Here is a 19,402-nt window from a genome sequence, read left to right on the forward strand (position 1 = left end):
CTGTACGCTCAAAAAGCCCTCCGGAAACCTTACATTCCCGGAGGACTTTTTTTGTTTCATATTTGTCTGTTCTGTCCAAGCAAGACTGACTATTATACAATCTTGCGAATCCAGCCTTCCGGCGCTTCCACCGTTCCCATCTGAATTCCAGTCAGAGTTTCATACAGCTTCTTCGTAATAGGGCCCATCTCTGTCATGCCGCTGGGGAAGCAGATTTCTTTTCCGTGATCCACCACTTTTCCTACTGGGGAAATCACAGCTGCCGTTCCGCACAGGCCGCACTCGGCAAAATCTGACAGCTCGGAAAGCTTCACCGGCCGCTGAGTAACCTTCAAACCAAGATAATGCTCTGCCACATAAACAAGAGAACGTCTGGTAATAGACGGCAAAATAGAGTCAGACTTAGGGGTTACCACCTCATTGTCCTTGGTTATAAACAGAAAATTTGCTCCTCCTGTCTCCTCTACGTAAGTTCTGGTAGCCGGATCCAGGAACATATTCTCATCATATCCTGCCGCATGAGCAGTCACATTGGCGTGAAGGCTCATGGCGTAGTTCAGTCCTGCCTTTACGTGGCCGGTTCCATGAGGAGCCGCCCGGTCAAAATCACTGACACAAATGGTCAACGGCCTTACTCCGCCTTTAAAATACGGACCTACCGGGGTTCCAAACAAACGGAACTGATATTCGGTTGACGGCTTTACGCCAATTACCGGCCCGGATGCAAACATATAGGGTCTCAGATAAAAGGTTGCTCCGCTTCCAAAAGGCGGAACCCATGCCGCATTGGCTCTCACTACCTGATCCACTGCCTCCAGGAAACGCTCCTTGGGAAACTGAGGCATTTCCAAACGGGCGCAGGAATCCATCATACGCTCTGCATTCAGATCCGGACGGAACGTAACAATACTTCCATCCTCTGTGGTATAAGCCTTCAAGCCTTCAAAACACTCCTGGCAGTACTGCAGAATCCCGGCACATTCATTAATCACCACGTTAGAGTCTGCCGTCAAACCTCCCTCATCCCAGCGTCCGTCTTTATAATTAGCTACATATCGCATATCTGTAGGCATATAGCTGAATCCGATATTGCTCCAATCCAGATTTTTTTTCTCCATCACTGTTCCTCCATTCCACAGGCACGCCTTTTTCTTTGATACCTTATGACCTTCCTGTCTCCAAATTCGTATTAAACAACATTATATCCCCTATATGCCGTAAAATCAATGACTGTTTTTTATTTTCTGTATGCCATTCTGTCATAGCTGTTATAACTCGAATCAGAAAAAATCAACGTTTTTTCTATGCCAAAGGCGGCAGTCCATCCTGGAAGTCCTATCTCAGACGCTCCTTATATTCCCGCTCCACTTCCCGGCGCTGGTCCTTTTTCGCAATATCAGCCCGCTTGTCATAAAGCTTCTTTCCTCGAGCCAGTCCAATCTCCACCTTTACCAGACTTCCCTTAAAATAAACCTGAAGAGGAACCAGGGTGATACCTTTTTCCCGAATTTTCCCCTCCAGCTTGTCAATCTCGCTCCGATGGAGCAGAAGCTTTCTGGAGCGAAGGGGATCCTTATTGAAAATATTTCCCTTCTCATACGGATTGATATGCATTCCGTAAACGTAAACCTCACCCTTATCAATACGGACAAAGGCCTCCTTGATGCTGCAGTGCCCCATGCGGATGGACTTCACCTCTGTTCCAAACAATTCAATTCCGCACTCAATTTTGTCATCAATAAAATAATCATGCCAGGCCTTTTTATTGTTGGCCACCAGCTTTACTGAATCTTTCATCTTAATCCTCCCTGTTTTCCTCCTCTGCCGGAAGAAAATCGACAGTCCTGGTCAGCTTGTCCGTTCCCATAACCACAACCCGGAGCTTCTGCCCCAGCCGGAACGTCCGTCCGCTCATTTCACCTCTCAGTTCCATTCTGCTTTCGTCAAACAGATAGTAATCTCCCTGCAGGCTGCTTACATGAACCAGTCCCTCTACGGTATTGGGCAGCTCCACATAAAATCCCCAGTTTGTTACACCGGAAATCACACCCTCATACTCTCTGCCAATCCGTTTCGCCATATATTCACATTTTTTCATCTTGATGGTTTCCCGCTCCGCTTCCTCTGCCCGCCGTTCTGTGGCTGAACACTGGATGGACACGCCGGTCAGAAGCTTATCATAATGGGAAAGCCTCTTTTCTGTCAGATTTCCGTGAAGGTTCTCCTTAATAATCCGGTGAATCTGCAAATCCGGATACCGGCGGATCGGTGATGTAAAATGGGTATAATACTTAGCCGCCAGACCGAAATGACCGCTGCACACAGGCATATACTTGGCCTGCCGCATAGAGCGAAGAGTCAGACGGCTAATCAGCGCCTCCTCTTCGCTTCCTTCTATTTTTTTCAGAAGCTTCTGAATCTCCTTGGGATGAACCTCCCCCTGCTGGGTACGGATGGTATAACCAAAGTTATTAATAAATAATCCCAGACGTTTCATCTTTTCCGGATCCGGAGTGTCATGGGTTCGGTATAAAAACGGAACCTCCTGCCAGAAATAGTCCTCTGCAATGGTCTCATTGGCCATCAGCATGAAATCCTCAATAATCCGCGTGGCCGCATTGCGTTCATAAGGACGAATCTCCACTGGCCGGCCTTTTTCATCCAGAATCATTTTTGTCTCCGGAAAATCAAAATCAATGGATCCTCGCTGATACCGCCGCTCCCGGAGAATATCTGCCAGCTCCTTCATCAGAGCAAACATCTCTGTAAAGTCCCGGTACTCTTCCATTGTATTTGGATCCTGATCTGTAACAATGGCGTTGACTGCTGTATAGGTCATACGGCGATCGACCTGAATTACGGTTTCTGCCACCTCATGTCCCAGAACCCGGCCCTGGAAATCCAGATCCATAATGCAGCTTAAAGCCAGACGATCCGTTCCCTCATTCAGAGAGCAGATCCCATTCGACAGCTTATGGGGCAGCATGGGAATCACTCGATCCACCAGATAAACACTGGTTCCACGGCGAAGCGCCTCCTGATCCAAGGGACTGTTCTCTGTCACATAATGACTCACATCCGCAATGTGGACACCCAGCCGATAGCCGTAGGCTTCCCGGCTGATGGTAATGGCATCATCCAGATCCTTTGCATCCTCACCGTCTATGGTTACTGTCTGCCAGCTGCGGATATCCTTTCTTCCCTGCATTTCTTCTGCCGTCACCTCATCCGGAATCCGGCTTACCTGCTCCATCACCTCCGGCGGATATTCTTCCGGAAGCCCATAAGCCTTTACAATCGAAAGGATATCTGTTCCCGGATCGTTGACGTGACCAATAATTTCCGTCACCCTTCCCTCCGGCTTTTTCCGGGTTCCGCCAAAGCTGGTCAGCCTTACCACTACCTTATGGCCTGTAACGGCTCCCATATCTTCTCCTTCCGGTATAAAGATATCCGTAGCAATTTTCTGGTTATCCGGGATCACAAACCCGAAATGCCTGTTTTTCTGGTAATATCCCACCAGAGTTTCATTAGCCCTCTCCAGAACCCGAATCACCGTTCCCTCCGGTCTGCGTCCGGCTCTGGCCGGTTCTGCCGTAATCTGCACCTTGTCACCGTGCATGGCATCCCCCGTCTGATCCGCCGGAATATAAATATCCTGCTGGCCGCCCTCCAGAACAACAAAGCCAAAGCCTCTGGAACTGCCGGAAAAGGTTCCAGTAAGAATCTTCTTTTCTGGACGGCCATATTTACCCCGTTTAGAAAGAACAATCTTTCCATCTGCAATCAGAGCATCCAAAACCTCTTTGAGCTCCTCACGCCGCTCTCTCGGCACGTTCAGCAGCATGGAAAGCTCCTTCAGCTTCATAGGCACATAGGAAGGATCTTCCATCAGCGCCAACAGGCCCTCTTTCCTTTCTTTTAACGCTTCTTCTGTCATAAAATCTCCTTTTGTCACGATCTCTTTGATGCATAAAATATTACTGCTCAGGGTGGACTTTTCTATAAAAAGATAAAAGCACCCTTGCTGTATCCAAGAGTGCTTCTTCCATTCTTACAGTAAATTCAAAACAATTGCCAGTACCATAAATGCAACTGCTGCAAAGGTAGTAAACTTCTGCAGATTGCCTTCCATGGAACGTCCCTTGTTTTTTCCCCAGTAAGTATCAGCCATTCCGCTGATTGCGCCAAGGCCTGCTGATTTTCCTTCCTGAAGTAATACAACCACGGTCAAAGCCACACATATCAGAATAAAAATCACGGATAAGATAATCTTTAACATAAGAACGATACCTCCTAATAGTCAAACACCATTAGTTTAGCATACTTCTTTTGAAAAAACAAGCCTTTTTCCTTTCGCTTCCTCCTCAATCCTGAGCAGCCTGTTATATTTTGCAACTCGTTCTGACCGGCAGGGAGCTCCTGTTTTGATCTGACCGCTTCCTGCTGCCACTGCCAGATCTGCTAAAAACGTATCCTCTGTCTCCCCGGAACGATGAGAAACAATCGTCCGGTATCCGGCAAGCCTTGCCATTTCCATGGACTCCAGTGTTTCCGTCAGGGTTCCTATCTGGTTCATTTTGATCAGAATGGCATTGGCCGCCCCTTCCCGGATTCCTTTTTCCAGGCGAGCTGTATTTGTAACAAAAAGGTCGTCTCCTACCAGCTGAATCTGTTTTCCCAGAACCCCGGTTAACAGCTTCCACCCTTCCCAGTCCTCCTCTCCAAGGCCGTCCTCAATGGAACATATGGGAAAGGCCTCTGTCAGTCTTCGCAAGTACTCTACCATTTCTTCTGATGAGCGGCTTACGTTTCTCTGGCTCATCCGGCTCTCTCCCGGGAAAACATATCTGCCGGTTCTGCTGTCGTACAGCTCACTTGCCGCTGCGTCTATGGCAAAACAGAAGTCCTTTCCTGGTTCATACCCACTTACAGAAACTGCATCCATCAGACAGGTCAAAGCCTCTTCTGCGTTCTTAAAATCCGGAGCAAAGCCACCCTCATCACCCACAGCTGTACTGTATCCTCTTGTTTTCAGAAGTGTTTTCAGGGTATGATACACCTCCGAGCACATCCGCAGTCCTTCTGCAAAGCTTTCCATTCCCACTGGCATAATCATAAATTCCTGAAGATCCACCGTATTGTCTGCATGAGCGCCCCCATTCAGCACATTCATCATTGGGACCGGCATTTTTCTTCCATTTAATCCCCCCAGATAACGGTAAAGAGGAATTCTCTGCTGTGCCGCACAGGCCCTGGCTGCTGCCAGCGATACGCTCAAAACAGCGTTAGCTCCCAGTCTTTCTTTATTTGCAGTTCCGTCAGCCTCCCTCAGACGCCGGTCAATCTCCCACTGATAAAAGACATCCTGACCACAGACTGTATCTGCCAGAACCGAATTGACATATGCTGCTGCTTTTTTTACTCCTTTTCCATGATAACGAGGACCCCCGTCCCGCAGCTCTGCTGCTTCAAACTTACCCGTAGAGGCTCCAGAAGGAACCGATGCCCGTCCCACAGCTCCTCCCTTTAAATACACCTCTGCCTCCAGCGTAGGATTCCCTCTGGAATCCAGAATCTCCCGGCCGTACACACCTGCTATTTCAAAATCATGCCTCATAAAAAATGGCCTCCTTACCTTAGAATCTCTTCTAACGTAAGGATAGCCATTTTATGCTGCAATTATGCTCTCAGCTGGATTCCCATGCCTTCTAAGCCATTTAAAATCTTTTTCATTACTGCATTTACCTCATCATCGGTCAGGGTATGATCCTTTGCCCGGAAGGTAATGGAGTATGCAACGGATTTATGTCCGGCCAGAATCTGAGCTCCCTCATAAATATCAAACAGCTTGTAGCTTTCCAGAATCTTTCCGCCCCGCTGCGCAATAATATCTTCAATCTGTCCCACCAGAATTTCCTTGGGAACTACCATGCTGATATCACGGGTGGTTGCCGGATATTTTGCCAGTCCCTCATATTTCCAGTCAAAGCTTACGAAAGGAACAACAGCCGGCATATCCAGAACAGCCACATAAACACGCTCGCCAATCTTGTAATTGTCAGCCACCTCCGGATGAACCTCGCCAAGATAGCCCAGTTTTACACCCTCATAAACAATATCCGCCTTCCGTCCGGGATGCAGATAGGGGCGTTCGCAGGAAGGATCATAGTGTACCTTCTTTGTCATGCCCAGCTTGTCAAACAGCTCCTCTACCACACCTTTCATAGTAAAGAAATCTCCCTCACCGTACATACCCAAGGTAAACTGAACCCGCTCGTCCGGCAGCTCTGTCAGAGGAAGAGACTTAGGCAGATATACCTTGGCCATCTCGAACAGCTTCACATCTTTGTTTCGGCGATTATAGTTCGTGGACAGAGAAGTCAGCATACCATTTAAGGGCAGAGTTCTCATCACACTGAAATCCTCTCCCAGAGGATTGGAAATCTCAATTGTGCTGCGCAGGCTGGAGTCCACAGGAATCAGAAGCTTGTCAAAAACCTTGGGACTCTCAAAAGAGTATGTCATGCTCTCGCTGAAGCCGGAGAACATGGCAACCTCTTCTGCAATGTCTTCAATCCGACCCTCAAAGGAAATCCGTCCTGTTGTGGACTCACCGGAGGGAAGTGTTGTCGGAATCTTATCATAGCCGTACATTCTGGCTACTTCCTCTGCCAGATCTGCCATGCAGTGAATATCCTGACGGAAAGTAGGAGCAACGACCTCCTGAGTCTCCTCATCAAATCCAAGCCCCAGCATCCGGAAATAGTCCTTCATTGTCTCCGGCGCAATCTCCGTACCCAGCAGATTGTTGATTTTCTCCGGGCTGAAAGCCACTCTGGATTCCTCCCGCTTCTCAGAATAAACATCAATCAGGCCTCCTACTACCTCACCGGCGCCCAGCTCCTCTACCAGCTGACATGCACGGTTTACTGCCTCATAGGCAGTATTGGGATCCAGCCCTTTTTCGTATTTTCCAGAAGCATCGGTTCGCAGTCCCAGACGCTTTGCAGACAGACGGATATTCGTTCCGTCAAAGCAGGCGCACTCAAATACCATGGTCTGTACATTGTCTGTAATTTTGGAGTTTTCACCACCCATAATACCTGCAATGCCCACTTCTTTTTCGCCGTCATTAATCATTAAAATATTGCTGTCCAGGTTTCTCTCCTGTCCGTCCAGGGTCTGGAAGGTCTCCCCATCCTGAGCGCATTTCACCACAATTTTATGTCCTGCAAGCTGATCATAATCAAAGGCATGCATGGGCTGTCCGTACTCTTCCATAATGTAGTTGGTAATATCTACAATATTGTTGATGGGGCGGATTCCGCTTGCAGCCAGTCTTCTCTGCATCCATTCTGGTGACGGAGCCAGCTTAATATTTTTTACCATTCTTGCGCAGTAACGGCTGCACAGCTCCGGATTTTTCACCTCTACCTGAAGGTAATCATGAATATCCTCGCTGTTTCCTGTTTCTTTCACTACCGGAGGATGAAATTCCTTGCGGAAGGCTGCTGCTGCCTCTCTTGCAATTCCGATTACACCGTAGCAGTCTACACGGTTGGAGGTAATCTCATACTCAAATACCGTATCATGAAGTCCCAGAATCTCAATGGCATCTGCACCCACTGGAGCATCCTCCGGAAGAATATAAATTCCGCTTTCCGGAGCCAGAGGATACATATCCCGTGAGGATCCTAACTCCTCAATCGAGCACATCATTCCATAGGAATCGATTCCTCTGAGTTTTCCCTTTTTGATTTTAATACCGTCCTCAGGAAGCGGGCCGCCGTCATGACCGCCTGCCACCTTGCCTCCATCCAGAACAACGGGAACCTTATCCCCTTCCTTTACATTTGGGGCGCCGGTTACGATCTGTATGGTTTCATTTCCCACATCTACCTGGCAGATAATCAGCTTATCTGCATCCGGATGTCTTTCAATTTTCAGAATCTGTCCTACTACAATCTTCTCCAGATTTTTATCAAGACAGGTATATCCTTCTACCTTTGTTCCGATCAGGGTCATTGCATCTGTATACTCCTGGGGAGTTACATCCAAATCAGGAACATATGCCTTTATCCATGACAATGCTGTGTTCATGTCTCTATCTCCTTTTGATTATCTCTCTTATTTCACCGACTCACTCATTAAAACTGCTTTAAGAAACGAATATCGTTTTCATAGAGGAGACGCATATCGTCAATCTCATATTTCAGGAGGGCAATTCTCTCCAGGCCTACGCCAAAAGCAAAGCCTACATACTCTTCCGGATCAATGCCGCACATTTCAAGCACATGGGGATGAACCATTCCGCAGCCCAGAATCTCAATCCAGCCGGAACCCTTACAGAACCGGCAGCCCTTGCCGCCGCACTTAAAGCAGCTGACGTCCATCTCTGCACTGGGCTCAGTAAACGGGAAATGATGGGGGCGGAATTTTACCTTTGTCTCCTCACCAAACATTTCTTTTGCAAATTCAGCCAGGGTTCCCTTTAAATCTGCAAAGGTAATGTGCTTGTCAATAACCAGTCCCTCTACCTGATGGAAGGAAGGAGAATGAGTTGCATCTACCTCATCAGAACGGAATACACGGCCAGGAGCAATCATGCGGATAGGCAGCTTGCCCTTTTCCATAACACGAGCCTGTACCGGAGAGGTCTGAGTACGCAGCACAATGTCCTTGTTAATATAGAAGGTATCCTGCTCATCCTTAGCCGGATGGTTGGCAGGAATATTCAGTTTGGTGAAATTGTACTCATCATACTCAATCTCTGGTCCTTCCACAACCTCATAGCCCATACCAATAAAAATACGTTCTACCTCTTTCAGTGCCACCATGTTAGGATGGCTGTGACCGATATTCGCCTTCTTTGCAGGAAGCGTAACGTCAATAACCTCTTTCTTCAGCTGCTCCTCACGAGCTTTTGCCGCAAGGGCCAGACGGGTTTCTTCTAATTTCTCTTCCAGAAGTGCGCGAACCTCGTTAACCATCTGTCCTACCTTGGGACGCTCCTCCGGCGCTACATTTTTCATGCTCTTCAAAACGCTGGTCAGCTCACCCTTTTTTCCCAAATATGCTACCCGAATGTCATTTAAGGTTTCCAGCGCATCAGAAGCCTCAATCCTAGCCAAAGCCTCCGATTTGATTTTCTCTAACTGCTCTTTCATGGTTTCCTTCCTTTCTGTTATACTGAATGCAATGCCGGCCACCGCATGGCAATCCCCGCGGAGCGTTTTATGTCATAGGATATAAAAAATCCCTCTGCAATGGCGACATTGCAAAGGGACGATTCTTTTAACCGCGGTACCACCCATCTTCCTGCCGCATTAACCCTACACAGCCCTGCAGCAGACTCTCTATTGTACGTAACGTGCACTCTCCGTCACAGCTTACTCTCCTGATACGATTCTCACCAAAATGGGCAGACATCCGGAATTCAGCTGTGCAGCTCCTGTGGGAATTTCGTGGTTCTGTCTGAACGGAAAGAGGCTTTCAGCCGGTGACCTCTTCTCTCTGGCAGGAAACAGTACCCTACTTAACACATTCATTGCCTTTGTCATTTCTCTTGGAAAATCTATGTAATATTTTAGCTATCAAACCCCAAAAAGTCAAGCCCTTTTCTTATGGTTCTGCTTCTTCCTGCTCCAACAGCCGTCCTTCTTCCTTAATCCGTTCAATGATATCCATATAATTTTTGCAGAATTCATGATAAATCGGGGTAACCGCCGCCTGGAACCGCGCTTTTTCCGCTGGACTCAGTTCAATGACCACACAGCCGTTCCTGCGGACAATCTCTTCGGAATTGCGGGAGCGATCCTCCCATAAGGTCCGTTCATACCGGGCAGATTCCTCTGCACACTGACGGATCATCTCCTGATCCTCTTTGGTCAGACGCTCCCAGGTCACACGGGATGCAAGCTGAACCTCCGGAACCCGGGAATGCTCATCCTTGGTATAATATCCTGCTACCTCCTCATGATTCATCGACTCATAAGAAGGCCAGTTATTCTCCGCTGCATCAATTTCATCCGTTTGAAAAGCAGAATACACCTGATCATAATCCAGGGGAACTGGAATCGCACCCAGAAGCTGTATCATTCGTTCCATTAAAGCAGAATCCTGAACACGAACCTTCATCCCCTTCATATCCTCCACCTTTTCAATGGGCTGTCTGGAGCTGTAAAAGTTTCTGGCACCTGCATCATACCAGGACAGAGCTACCAGATTAAAATCCTGAAAGGAATCCAGAAAATCAGCCCCTATTTCGCCCTCCAGAACTCTCCACATGTGCTCGGAGCTGGTATACAGATACGGCATCTGAAGCACATTCAGCTTAGGGATCCGATCTCCCAGGGAGGAAAGGGAAACTCTTGCAAAATCAAGACCTCCAAACTGCAGCTGCTCTACCACATTCCGTTCCGCTCCCATCTCTCCTTCGGCTTTTACCTGAATCCGGATACGTCCATCGGAACGATCCTCCACCAGTCTTGCAAAGTAAAAAGCCCCCTGAGTTGTAGGATAATCCTCTGGCTGATTTTCTGCATAAGTCAGCACATATTCCGGAATTCTTTCACTCTCCGCCCGCTTCTGTTTCCCTCCGCAGGCAAACAGCAGGCATGCTGCTCCTGCTGTCAGCAGTGCAATTGTTTTTTTCACTGAAATTCTCCTTTCCCAAGCTTCCTTTGTCGCTCTGTCAGGCAGTCAAACACCTTTGATTTGGCTGTCTGACAGAATGACAAAACAGGCATTAACTCTTTCGTTAATGCCTGATTGTATTCTTTTATATGCAGATTTTATGCCTTACTTAGCTGAGCAGAGCCGGCAGTCCAAGGCTGATAGCCGGAATAAAGGTAATCAGCAGCAGAGTAATAATCATGCACAGATAGAATGGCAGAGTTGCCTTTACTACTTTCTCCATAGGTACCTTTGCAACTGCAGAACCAATGAACAAAACTGCACCTACCGGCGGAGTCAGAAGACCAATACCACAGTTTAATACAACCATGATACCAAACTGAACTGGATCGATGCCGATTGAGGTTGCAATCGGAAGCAGGATCGGAGTTGCAATCAGGATAATCGGAGCCATATCCATGATACATCCCAAAACCAGAAGAATCAGGTTCAGCAGCAGAGCCAGAATAATTGGATTGCTGGTCAGTCCGGTAATGGCATTTGCAGCAAGATCCGGTACATGAAGTCTTGTCAGGCAGTATCCAAAGATACTGGAGGTTGCAATCAGGATCAATACGATAGACAGGGTGTCTACACAATCCCCTAAAACTCTCCATACGCCCTTCCAGTCAAGTCCCTTGTAAATAAATACACTGACAAGCAGGCTGTAAACAACTGCAACTGCCGCAGACTCGGTTGCTGTAAACACACCGCCTACTACACCGAATACTACAATCAGAACTGCTGCCAGAGCCCAGAAGGATACGCTTAACTGCTTCAAAAGGTTAGAAATGCTGAATTTTTCACCCTTCGGATAGTTTCTCTTTACAGAAATAATATAAGAACCAATCATCAGGGAAGCAGCCAGCAGTGCGCCAGGCAAATATCCGGCCAGGAAAAGGCTTCCTACAGAAATACCGCCTGCAGTAGTTGCATAAATAACCATGTTATGGCTCGGCGGAACCAGAAGTCCCTCACAGGAGGAGGTAATGGTAACAGCCGTTGAGAAATCAGCGTCATATCCCTGGTCAACCATCATAGGAATCAGGATAGAGCCAAGAGAAGCTGTATCTGCAGATGCAGAACCAGAAATACCGCCGAAGAAATAAGAAGCTACGATATTAACCATAGCCATACCGCCCCGCATCCAGCCTACACAGGCATTTGCCAGAGCGATCAGTTTTTCAGAAATACCACCAGAACCCATCAGACAGCCCATGGTAATGAAGAACGGTACTGCCATCAGGCTGAAGGAACTGATACCTTTTACCATCTGCTGACAGATGGTTGTCAGAGGCAGTCCCTGGCTTAACAGGCACAAAACAGAAGAAAGTGCAACTGCATAGGCAATGGGAAACCGCAGCATGACCATAATAAAGAAGCTTGCAAGCAAAACAACAATTGCCATCGTTTCAGTACTCATAGTTTATGCCTCCTCCTTTACAAAGAAACCTTTAATGTGATTGTAAAGAGCCTCCAGTTCAAAAATCAGCATAGCAACGCCTGCCAGCGGAACCGGGAAGTACATCCAGAATCTGGATACCTTCGGCATACTTACATAGGTACCTTTTGAACCGATGCCGGACGCATATTTCCAGCCTACGGTAATCATAATAACAGCCAGGATCAGCACTGCCAGATCGGCAATGATGTCCAGAATTTTCACAAGAGTTTTCGGTAAATACGGATCCAGAGCAGTCATACGGATATGAGCGCCTCTACGGATTGCAAGTGCTGCTGAAAGCACTGCCATATAGGACATGCAGGTCAGAACCACTTCTTCACTCCATGCCGGATCCGGGATAAACGGAATATAACGGCCTGCTACGGACATACTGGTAATCGCGATATCTGCAATCAGAAGGATTTTACAGATAAACATAACTACCTTGTAAGTAATGTCATAGGCCGGTTTGATCTTATCGATCTTTTCAAAAATTGCTGGCATAATTTTTGTCCCCTTTCAAAACTCAGGGCACAGAGACAGTACCTAAACCGCTCTGTGCCCGTCAGCTTCATTCCCTAACACATACGCTTCAATTTAATATCTAATTATTCCTGATACTGCGTAATACTGGCTGGAATTAGTCTGCCATATCCAGAATCTGCTGATACAGTTCTGCCTGATCTGCAGTATTCTCATCGATAACTGCCTTACAAGCCTCTTTCCACGGAGCCTTATCCTCTACTTCAGTAACAGTTACGCCATCAGCCTTCAGCTGTTCCAGAACTTCGTTCTCTTTGTTCTCGGAATTTGCACGGTTGTTCTCAGAAGCATATTTTCCAGCCTCCATCAGGATAGCCTGCTGATCCTCGGTCAGCTTGTCCCATGCCTCGTCGGTAATGATAACCTGAACAGCGCCCAGAGTATGACCATCCAGTAACAGGTGCGGAGCTACCTCCGGGAAAGCGTTGGAGTAGTAGTTTGCGATCGGCTGCTCAGCAGCATCTACTACGCCGGTCTGCAGTGCAGAATACAGCTCGTTCATAGAAACAACAGTTGCGTTAGCGCCCAGTCCGGAAACCATACCGGTCATAACCGGGTCGTTAGATACACGGATCTTTAAGCCGCTTAAATCCTCCAGCTTAGTTGCCGGATTTACAAAGAAGAAATGACGGAAGCCTTCTTCACCGTAGTACAGACCTCTTACACCCAGGCCCAGATCAACCGGCTCGGTCAGGAATTCCTGTGCCAGATCGCTGGTTGCAAAGTTCCAGAAATGAGCACGATCCTGGAAGGTATACGGAATGGACAGAAGCATGGACTTCTTAGCGCCGTAGCTGTTCAGTGCGAAAGCAGAGATACGGGACATATCGATGGTGCCGCCGCCGCCCAGCATAGTATCCAGAACGTCGTTCTCAGAGCCAAGAACACCGCTGGCCTGAACGTCGATGGTGATCTTGCCGTCAGACAGCTCTTCTACTTTGTTCTTGAAATCGGTAGCCATCTGGCCAACGATAGTATCAAGCGGGTTAACCTCTGCATATACCAGAGTTACTTCCGGCATATTGGCAGTATCATAGGAGCCAGCCTCAGCTGCTGCTTCGGTCTCGCCCTCAGCTGCCTCAGTCTTTTCCTCTGCTGCTTCGGTTGCCTCAGTCGCTGCCTCGGTTGCTGCTGCTGTGGTCTCCTCAGCCTTCTTAGAACCGCAACCAGCCAGAGAACCTGCTACCATTGCTGTGCAAAGTACTGCGCTTACAATTCTTTTTTTCATTTTTGTTTCCTCCTCTTGATGTTTTTAACGTTCAAACACGTTATCTTTATAATAAATTAATATCCCAGAAATAGAAAGGGTAATTTTTTGTGAATCATAGTATATTTTTACCTCATATGTTTTTTTAATTTATGCATGTCACACAAAACTATCAAGGACCTGTTTTTTTCAAAAGCAGCTCTGTCCGATAATCTGTAGGACTCTGCCCGGTAATCCGCTTAAACACCTTGGCAAAATAATTAGCATCACAATATCCTACCGCCTTTCCGATCTCCTTTACATTCACCGTTGGCTGCCCCAGCATTTTCTTTGCCGTCTCCACCCGGTATTCTGTCAGATAAGAAGTAAAATTCTGCCCAAAACACTGTTTAAACAGCTTGCAGAAATATGCCTCCGAATAATTCATCTGGCGGGCCAGCTCCTGCATGGACAGATCTTCCATATAATGAGCCTGTATATAATCTGTTATCATATCCATCACCGCAGAAAGCCTCACCCCTTCCGCCTCATTGTCCTGCCCTCCTGCAGTTTCCGAAATTTTTTCATATTCGGATTCTCCAATTCCTTCCTCCAGATTTTCCAAAAGCTCCCCTTCTCCGTTTTGAACTGCTGTTTTGGATTCTGCGGCTGCTTCCCGCTCACAGACAATCCGCATCGCCTCCTCTACCACCAGAAGGAGCTCACTTTCCTCATAAGGCTTCAAAAGATAATCCAGCGCACGAACTGTTATCGCTTTTTTTGCATAGGAAAACTCATCAAAAGCCGTCAGAAAAACAATACAGCAGTCTCTGTCTGTTTCCCGGATTTTCTCTGCCGCACGAATTCCGTTAATTCCAGGCATTTCAATATCAAGAATGGCTATCTGAATTTGATGCTCTTCATGGATACGGACTGCCTCCCGCCCGTTTTCTGCCTGATAGATCTCACAATTCTCTCCAAAACGCGATTTTAATGTTTTGTACAGAACCGCTCTTTCTATCATCTCATCATCTGCAATCAGCAGTCTGTAAATCTTGTTCTGATTCATGACGTTTCCTTTCTGCTCTCAGCTTCCGTTTTCCTGCCAATTTGTCCGGCAGTCTTTTCGTCCGCTTCCCCTGTGTCTGTATTCTCGCTGTCTGGTTCTTTTTTTCTGATTTCTTTTCTTCCTGTTTTTTCTTCGTCTGCTTTTTTTGTTACCGTTTCCGTCTCATCCACCCGCTCAAGAGGAATGACCATCTGTACAACTGTTCCGCAGCCACGTCTGCTCCAGATGTTCATTTCACCCTTTTCGTATAAAATGTGGATCCGCTTATAAATATTTCCCAGCCCGATTCCTACTTTGGCAGAGCGTCTCTCCTTCAGCCCTTCCTTCAGAGATTCCAGCTGTTCCTGAGTCATACCGACTCCTGTATCTGCTACCGATATTATCACACAGTTTTCCTTCTGCCAGATTCGAAGATACAGCCGTCCACCCTGTTCCTTTTTGGAAAGCCCGTGAATTACCGCATTTTCCACAATCGGCTGCAGAGTAAAAGCCGGAATGATCACCTGACCTCCATTTACCTGAATATCGCTGTCATAGCGGATTCTGCTGCCAAACCGCATCTGTTGAATATACACATAATCCTGCACCACCTTCAGCTCCTGATTCAGGGCAACGAACTGCTCTGAGGTTTTCAGATTGTAGCGAAAGAGGTTACTCATGCTGTAAATCATCTTTTCTGTTGTAGCTGCATCCTCCAGCTTCGCCATACATCCAATCATATTTAATGTATTAAACAGGAAATGCGGATTGATCTGGCTTTTCAGCAGCTCCAGCTTTGCTGATTCCAGCTGCTTTTCCATCTCCATACGTTCCAGCTCCTCCCCGTGAAGAAGCCCTGCCATCTCATTATTCTTTTTCAGTGTATTAATATATCCCTCTGTAGCATGCTTCATCTTATTGAAAGCCGCTACCAGTTCTCCCATTTCATCTCGATTGGGTACAGCCAAATCCTCACCGGAAAAATCATTTCTTGCTATTTTTCTGGAATTGTGAGCCAGCTTTACCACTGGCTGAATCAGGGTATTGGAAAGCAGCCGGGTCAGCACAATGGCCATAACCGTAAGACACAGAGAAACGGCAAGAATCAGATAAGGAATATTGTAGAAAACCGGAACCTGTCTCTGATAAGTTTCATTTCCCTTGCTCAAGGTCACCTGCACCAGTCTCCGCGCATAATCCTTCAAATAATCCTGCATATCATACACCCGATACAGGCTGGTAATATATCCGCTCTCCTCCTCATTCATCTTCAGAATCTGTTCCCGAAAGACGCTGTAGGCCTCATAGCTGTTTTTTATATTCCACGTTCTTGCATACCGCTCTTCTCCGATGCTGCTGTACTGAAATGGAAGAGCACGGATGCACCGTTCCGTTCTGACACAGGAAAGAATATACTCTTCCCAGTGTTCCTCAGTTCGTTCTCTTACATAAGACTCAAACGCATCGATTTCCAGTTCCATCGCCTGCTGAAAATCATTGCATCGGGAATTATCGCTGAGAATTTTATCAAATCCATCCAGGGTAAAATCCATAACCCATACATTAAATACAGCGGAGGAAGCCATGATTAAGATAACCATAGCTGTATACAGGCTCAATTTATGCTTCAAGGTTGTAGACAGCCAAAGCTCTCGAAGTTTTTGATACATGGCGATTCCTTCCTGTTTCTGAACCAGAAGCTTTCCGCTTCCGTATATAAACCCCTTTATTATAACACAACTTTGAGTGTTTGACGATAAAAAAGTCCCTTCGCGTCGAGATATGAATTTTTTGTGACTAAAAAATAAGATTTCTGTGAAACACGTTACATAAGCACTTCTTCTGTGGTACACTAAAAGAAAAAAGGAGACAGTTATGCCACGTTTATTGATAACTGATGACGATCTCCATCTGCGGAGACTGGTTCGCACCTACGCAGATATGGAAGGCTACCAGTGTGAGGAAGCCGACTGTGGAGCAGCCGCTATTGAGGCTCTGCGGCAACAGAATTTTGACTTGGTCCTTCTTGATGTAATGATGCCGGGACCGGACGGCTTTGAAACCCTGGCCGGCATCCGTAAATTCAGTCAGATTCCCGTTATTATGCTGACTGCCCGAGATGAGGAATATGACAGGCTTCTTGGCTTTCAGCTTGGAGTCGATGATTATGTTTCCAAGCCCTTCAGCTCCAAAGAGCTGATGGCGCGGATTGCCGCTGTCCTGCGCCGCACGAAGGGTTCCCTGGAGCACAATGACGTTCTTCAGTTTGGCAAGCTCTGCATTGAACCAAAATCACGAACGATTACTCTGGATTCCCTTCCGTTGCGCCTGCCGCCTAAGGAATTTGATCTCCTCTTAAAGCTGGCTCAGAACCAGCGAATTGTACTGAGCCGGGAAAAGCTTTTAGAAACAGTATGGGGCTACAGCTACTACGGAGACAACCGTACCGTTGATACCCATATTAAATCACTGCGAGAGCACCTTGGCCCGTACCGGAAACTTATTCAAACTGTGTGGGGAGTGGGGTATCGATTTGAATACATGGATGAAAACTAAAATACAAGCACTTCGAAGCCATCTTGTCTTCCGCCTGTGGGCCATGATGATGGTTCTCGTTTTCCTTGCCATCGGTTTTATGTGGGTGGCGCAAATCGGCCTGTTTGAACAAAATTATGCCATATCATCTCTAAAGGACACCCGAGAACGAACTGCAAGCATCCTAGAAAGTCTTGCTGAAGAAGATATCGGAAAGAATCCACACCTGCTTTCTTTTTTAAGTCATGGAAATAGTGAACTGTTTTTAATCAGCCAAGAGGGACGACTTTTAGAAATGTATTCCGCTGGTCATCCAGTCAGCAGCACTGATCGCCGTGAGGAGTTTTTCAGGAACCGTTTTCCTACTGAAAAGAAGGAGCAGCCATTTCCCGCAATAGACCAGCCTTACCAGCAGGTTCTGCGTAAGGGCCGCCATGTAATCGGCTACGAAACGGGCTTTCCTGTAACCTGGAATGACAGCGAATGCTTTCTTTTAATTCGAACTATGCTGATGACAAAAACCGTAATGGATTTTAACAGACAGCAGCTGATCGTCCTGACCGTTCTCCTAACCTTAACAGCCTCACTTCTGGCTGCTGTTTTTTCCAGGCATTTTACCCGCCCTATTGGCCAAATTCGCGATTCTGTGGAACGGCTTACCAAAAACGACTTTACGGAAGTTCCCCCGTTTCATCGCGAAGATGAACTGGGACAGCTCTCTCAGTCTGTTGTCCAGCTTCGATATGCTCTTCAACGGCTAGATGTGCTTCGTAAGGAGGTCATTGCCAATGTTTCTCACGAGCTGCGCTCGCCACTGGCTCTGATTGGCGGCTATGCAGAAATGGTCCGTGATATTACCTGGAAGCAGGAGGAACAGCGAACAGAGGATCTCAACCTGATCATCCGGGAAGCCAACCGAATGAGCCGTATGGTCAGCGATATTCTGGACTATTCCCAGCTTCAGGCAGGATACTGTCAGCTGAAAAAAGAAAGACTGAACCTTTGCGAGCTTCTGGAATCAGCAATTGCCTGGTACCAGCCTCTGGCTCAGGAGCATCATATTACTTTGGAATTGGAATGCATGCAGGAAGAGCTCCTGACAGAGGCGGATGCCTCCAAGATGAATCAGGTAATCCGAAATCTTTTAAATAATGCCATTAATCACACCGCAGATGGCGAATGCATCCGAATCACAGCTGACGGCTGCCGAATTTCCATAGCCAATCCCGGACCGCCCATTTCCGAAGAGGATCGAATAATTATCTGGGAACGATATCAGCGCAGTCAGCATCAAAGCAGCAGGCGTCTGGGAACGGGAATCGGCCTTTCCATTGTCAGCACCATCCTGGAGGCCCATCACCTGGCCTATGGCGTAGACTGCCAGGACGGATGGAATATCTTCTGGTTTTCCTATCAAAGTGCCCGCCAGTAGGGACAGATATCTTCATAAGAGCCGTCCGGCATCCGGAATCCGCCCCGAATGATTCCCAGCTGTTCAAAGCCCAGACGCTCATATAAATGGCGGGCATGGATATTGGACGCCACTACTGCATTAAACTGGAGCAGGCGAAATCCCTGCTCCTTTGCTCTTTTCATGCAGTCCTTTACCAACCGCTCTCCAATGTGAAGCCCTCTGCTGTCCGCGCTTACCCCATAGCTGGCATTGCAGATATGACCGCAACGCCCCACATTATTAGGATGCAGAATATATAGGCCAAGAATCCGTTCAGACTCTGTGTCCTGAGCCACTCCACAGCAGGTCTGTCCGGCAAAAAAAGCTTCTGCCTCTGCTTCACTGAGCATCTCCTCCTGGGGGAATGCATTCCCCTCTCCAACAATCTGGTTCCATATTTCTGTCATAAAAGGTAAATCTGCTCTTCTATATTCTCTGATCATTATGTCCATAGCCTTATTTCTCCCCTGTTATCCTGTAACTGTTTCTCCGAAAAATCTGTATCGGATTTTCGTT

The 19,402-nt window shown here is 47.2% G+C and carries 16 protein-coding genes and 1 other annotated feature; of the genes, 2 read left to right on the forward strand and 14 right to left on the reverse strand.

From position 1 onward, the window contains the following. Positions 1-92 precede the first annotated feature (92 nt). The 13 genes from ACESON_RS03415 to ACESON_RS03475 all read right to left on the reverse strand — a co-directional run bounded on the left by ACESON_RS03415 (position 93) and on the right by ACESON_RS03475 (position 16,568). On the reverse strand, positions 93-1,118 hold the full coding sequence (locus ACESON_RS03415) for a branched-chain amino acid aminotransferase (RefSeq protein WP_373108514.1): 1,026 nt from the start codon (positions 1,116-1,118) through the stop codon (positions 93-95). A 217-nt stretch (positions 1,119-1,335) separates the two neighbouring features. Continuing rightward, complete coding sequence (gene smpB / locus ACESON_RS03420) at positions 1,336-1,797, reverse strand: SsrA-binding protein SmpB (RefSeq protein ID WP_177959394.1); 462 nt, start codon at positions 1,795-1,797, stop codon at positions 1,336-1,338. A gap of 1 nt (position 1,798) precedes the next feature. Continuing rightward, entirely contained in the window at positions 1,799-3,940 is a 2,142-nt protein-coding gene (gene rnr, locus ACESON_RS03425) for a ribonuclease R (RefSeq protein ID WP_373108516.1), read from the reverse strand. Positions 3,941-4,054: 114 nt separating this feature from the next. Then, the gene (gene secG, locus ACESON_RS03430; RefSeq protein WP_177959392.1) at positions 4,055-4,282 is read right to left on the reverse strand and encodes a preprotein translocase subunit SecG; all 228 of its coding nucleotides are present in this window, start codon (positions 4,280-4,282) and stop codon (positions 4,055-4,057) included. 36 nt (positions 4,283-4,318) lie between these two features. Beyond that, complete coding sequence (gene eno / locus ACESON_RS03435) at positions 4,319-5,620, reverse strand: phosphopyruvate hydratase (protein WP_373108517.1); 1,302 nt, start codon at positions 5,618-5,620, stop codon at positions 4,319-4,321. Between the two features lie 62 nt (positions 5,621-5,682). Next, positions 5,683-8,103 (reverse strand): phenylalanine--tRNA ligase subunit beta, encoded by a 2,421-nt coding sequence (pheT, locus tag ACESON_RS03440; RefSeq protein WP_373108519.1) that lies wholly within the window; start codon positions 8,101-8,103, stop codon positions 5,683-5,685. 47 nt (positions 8,104-8,150) lie between these two features. Continuing rightward, the gene (gene pheS / locus ACESON_RS03445; RefSeq protein WP_177959389.1) at positions 8,151-9,170 is read right to left on the reverse strand and encodes a phenylalanine--tRNA ligase subunit alpha; all 1,020 of its coding nucleotides are present in this window, start codon (positions 9,168-9,170) and stop codon (positions 8,151-8,153) included. 111 nt (positions 9,171-9,281) lie between these two features. After that, positions 9,282-9,560, reverse strand: a binding site (T-box leader). A 64-nt stretch (positions 9,561-9,624) separates the two neighbouring features. Further along, positions 9,625-10,659 carry a TRAP transporter substrate-binding protein DctP gene (locus ACESON_RS03450; protein ID WP_177959388.1) on the reverse strand — a complete coding sequence of 345 codons (1,035 nt, stop codon included), beginning with the start codon at positions 10,657-10,659 and terminating at the stop codon, positions 9,625-9,627. A gap of 148 nt (positions 10,660-10,807) precedes the next feature. Continuing rightward, a complete protein-coding gene (locus ACESON_RS03455; protein WP_373108520.1) occupies positions 10,808-12,100 on the reverse strand; it encodes a TRAP transporter large permease in 1,293 nt (430 codons plus the stop codon). Positions 12,101-12,103: 3 nt separating this feature from the next. Then, positions 12,104-12,625 carry a TRAP transporter small permease subunit gene (locus ACESON_RS03460; RefSeq protein ID WP_177959386.1) on the reverse strand — a complete coding sequence of 174 codons (522 nt, stop codon included), beginning with the start codon at positions 12,623-12,625 and terminating at the stop codon, positions 12,104-12,106. Between the two features lie 136 nt (positions 12,626-12,761). Then, positions 12,762-13,892, reverse strand: coding sequence for a TRAP transporter substrate-binding protein DctP (locus tag ACESON_RS03465; RefSeq protein WP_177959385.1), 1,131 nt, complete (start codon positions 13,890-13,892; stop codon positions 12,762-12,764). Positions 13,893-14,043: 151 nt separating this feature from the next. Continuing rightward, complete coding sequence (locus ACESON_RS03470; protein ID WP_177959401.1) at positions 14,044-14,904, reverse strand: response regulator; 861 nt, start codon at positions 14,902-14,904, stop codon at positions 14,044-14,046. 11 nt (positions 14,905-14,915) lie between these two features. Continuing rightward, positions 14,916-16,568 (reverse strand): sensor histidine kinase, encoded by a 1,653-nt coding sequence (locus ACESON_RS03475; RefSeq protein WP_373108523.1) that lies wholly within the window; start codon positions 16,566-16,568, stop codon positions 14,916-14,918. A gap of 205 nt (positions 16,569-16,773) precedes the next feature. On the opposite strand from ACESON_RS03475, the gene ACESON_RS03480 reads away from it, so the two are divergent. After that, positions 16,774-17,454: a response regulator transcription factor gene (locus tag ACESON_RS03480; RefSeq protein ID WP_373108524.1), complete on the forward strand. Its 681-nt coding sequence runs from the start codon at positions 16,774-16,776 to the stop codon at positions 17,452-17,454. Continuing rightward, a complete protein-coding gene (locus tag ACESON_RS03485; RefSeq protein WP_373108526.1) occupies positions 17,432-18,865 on the forward strand; it encodes a histidine kinase dimerization/phospho-acceptor domain-containing protein in 1,434 nt (477 codons plus the stop codon). The genes ACESON_RS03480 and ACESON_RS03485 overlap by 23 nt, the downstream gene beginning before the upstream one ends. Here ACESON_RS03485 and ACESON_RS03490 read toward each other — a convergent pair. After that, positions 18,847-19,338, reverse strand: coding sequence for a GNAT family N-acetyltransferase (locus ACESON_RS03490; RefSeq protein ID WP_177959381.1), 492 nt, complete (start codon positions 19,336-19,338; stop codon positions 18,847-18,849). The genes ACESON_RS03485 and ACESON_RS03490 overlap by 19 nt on opposite strands. Positions 19,339-19,402 lie beyond the last annotated feature (64 nt).

This window comes from Lachnoclostridium sp. Marseille-P6806 (assembly GCF_964238185.1).
In the GTDB taxonomy this organism is placed as follows: Bacteria; Bacillota; Clostridia; order Lachnospirales; family Lachnospiraceae; genus Brotaphodocola.

Excerpts from the sequence above, each read along its gene's own strand:
- ACESON_RS03415 (WP_373108514.1), bottom strand. The coding sequence starts at position 1,118 with ATGGAGAAAAAAAATCTGGATTGGAGCAATATCGGATTCAGCTATATG.
- smpB (WP_177959394.1), bottom strand. The coding sequence starts at position 1,797 with ATGAAAGATTCAGTAAAGCTGGTGGCCAACAATAAAAAGGCCTGGCAT.
- rnr (WP_373108516.1), bottom strand. The coding sequence starts at position 3,940 with ATGACAGAAGAAGCGTTAAAAGAAAGGAAAGAGGGCCTGTTGGCGCTG.
- secG (WP_177959392.1), bottom strand. The coding sequence starts at position 4,282 with ATGTTAAAGATTATCTTATCCGTGATTTTTATTCTGATATGTGTGGCT.
- eno (WP_373108517.1), bottom strand. The coding sequence starts at position 5,620 with ATGAGGCATGATTTTGAAATAGCAGGTGTGTACGGCCGGGAGATTCTG.
- pheT (WP_373108519.1), bottom strand. The coding sequence starts at position 8,103 with ATGAACACAGCATTGTCATGGATAAAGGCATATGTTCCTGATTTGGAT.
- pheS (WP_177959389.1), bottom strand. The coding sequence starts at position 9,170 with ATGAAAGAGCAGTTAGAGAAAATCAAATCGGAGGCTTTGGCTAGGATT.
- ACESON_RS03455 (WP_373108520.1), bottom strand. The coding sequence starts at position 12,100 with ATGAGTACTGAAACGATGGCAATTGTTGTTTTGCTTGCAAGCTTCTTT.
- ACESON_RS03460 (WP_177959386.1), bottom strand. The coding sequence starts at position 12,625 with ATGCCAGCAATTTTTGAAAAGATCGATAAGATCAAACCGGCCTATGAC.
- ACESON_RS03465 (WP_177959385.1), bottom strand. The coding sequence starts at position 13,892 with ATGAAAAAAAGAATTGTAAGCGCAGTACTTTGCACAGCAATGGTAGCA.
- ACESON_RS03475 (WP_373108523.1), bottom strand. The coding sequence starts at position 16,568 with ATGTATCAAAAACTTCGAGAGCTTTGGCTGTCTACAACCTTGAAGCAT.
- ACESON_RS03480 (WP_373108524.1), top strand. The coding sequence starts at position 16,774 with ATGCCACGTTTATTGATAACTGATGACGATCTCCATCTGCGGAGACTG.
- ACESON_RS03490 (WP_177959381.1), bottom strand. The coding sequence starts at position 19,338 with ATGGACATAATGATCAGAGAATATAGAAGAGCAGATTTACCTTTTATG.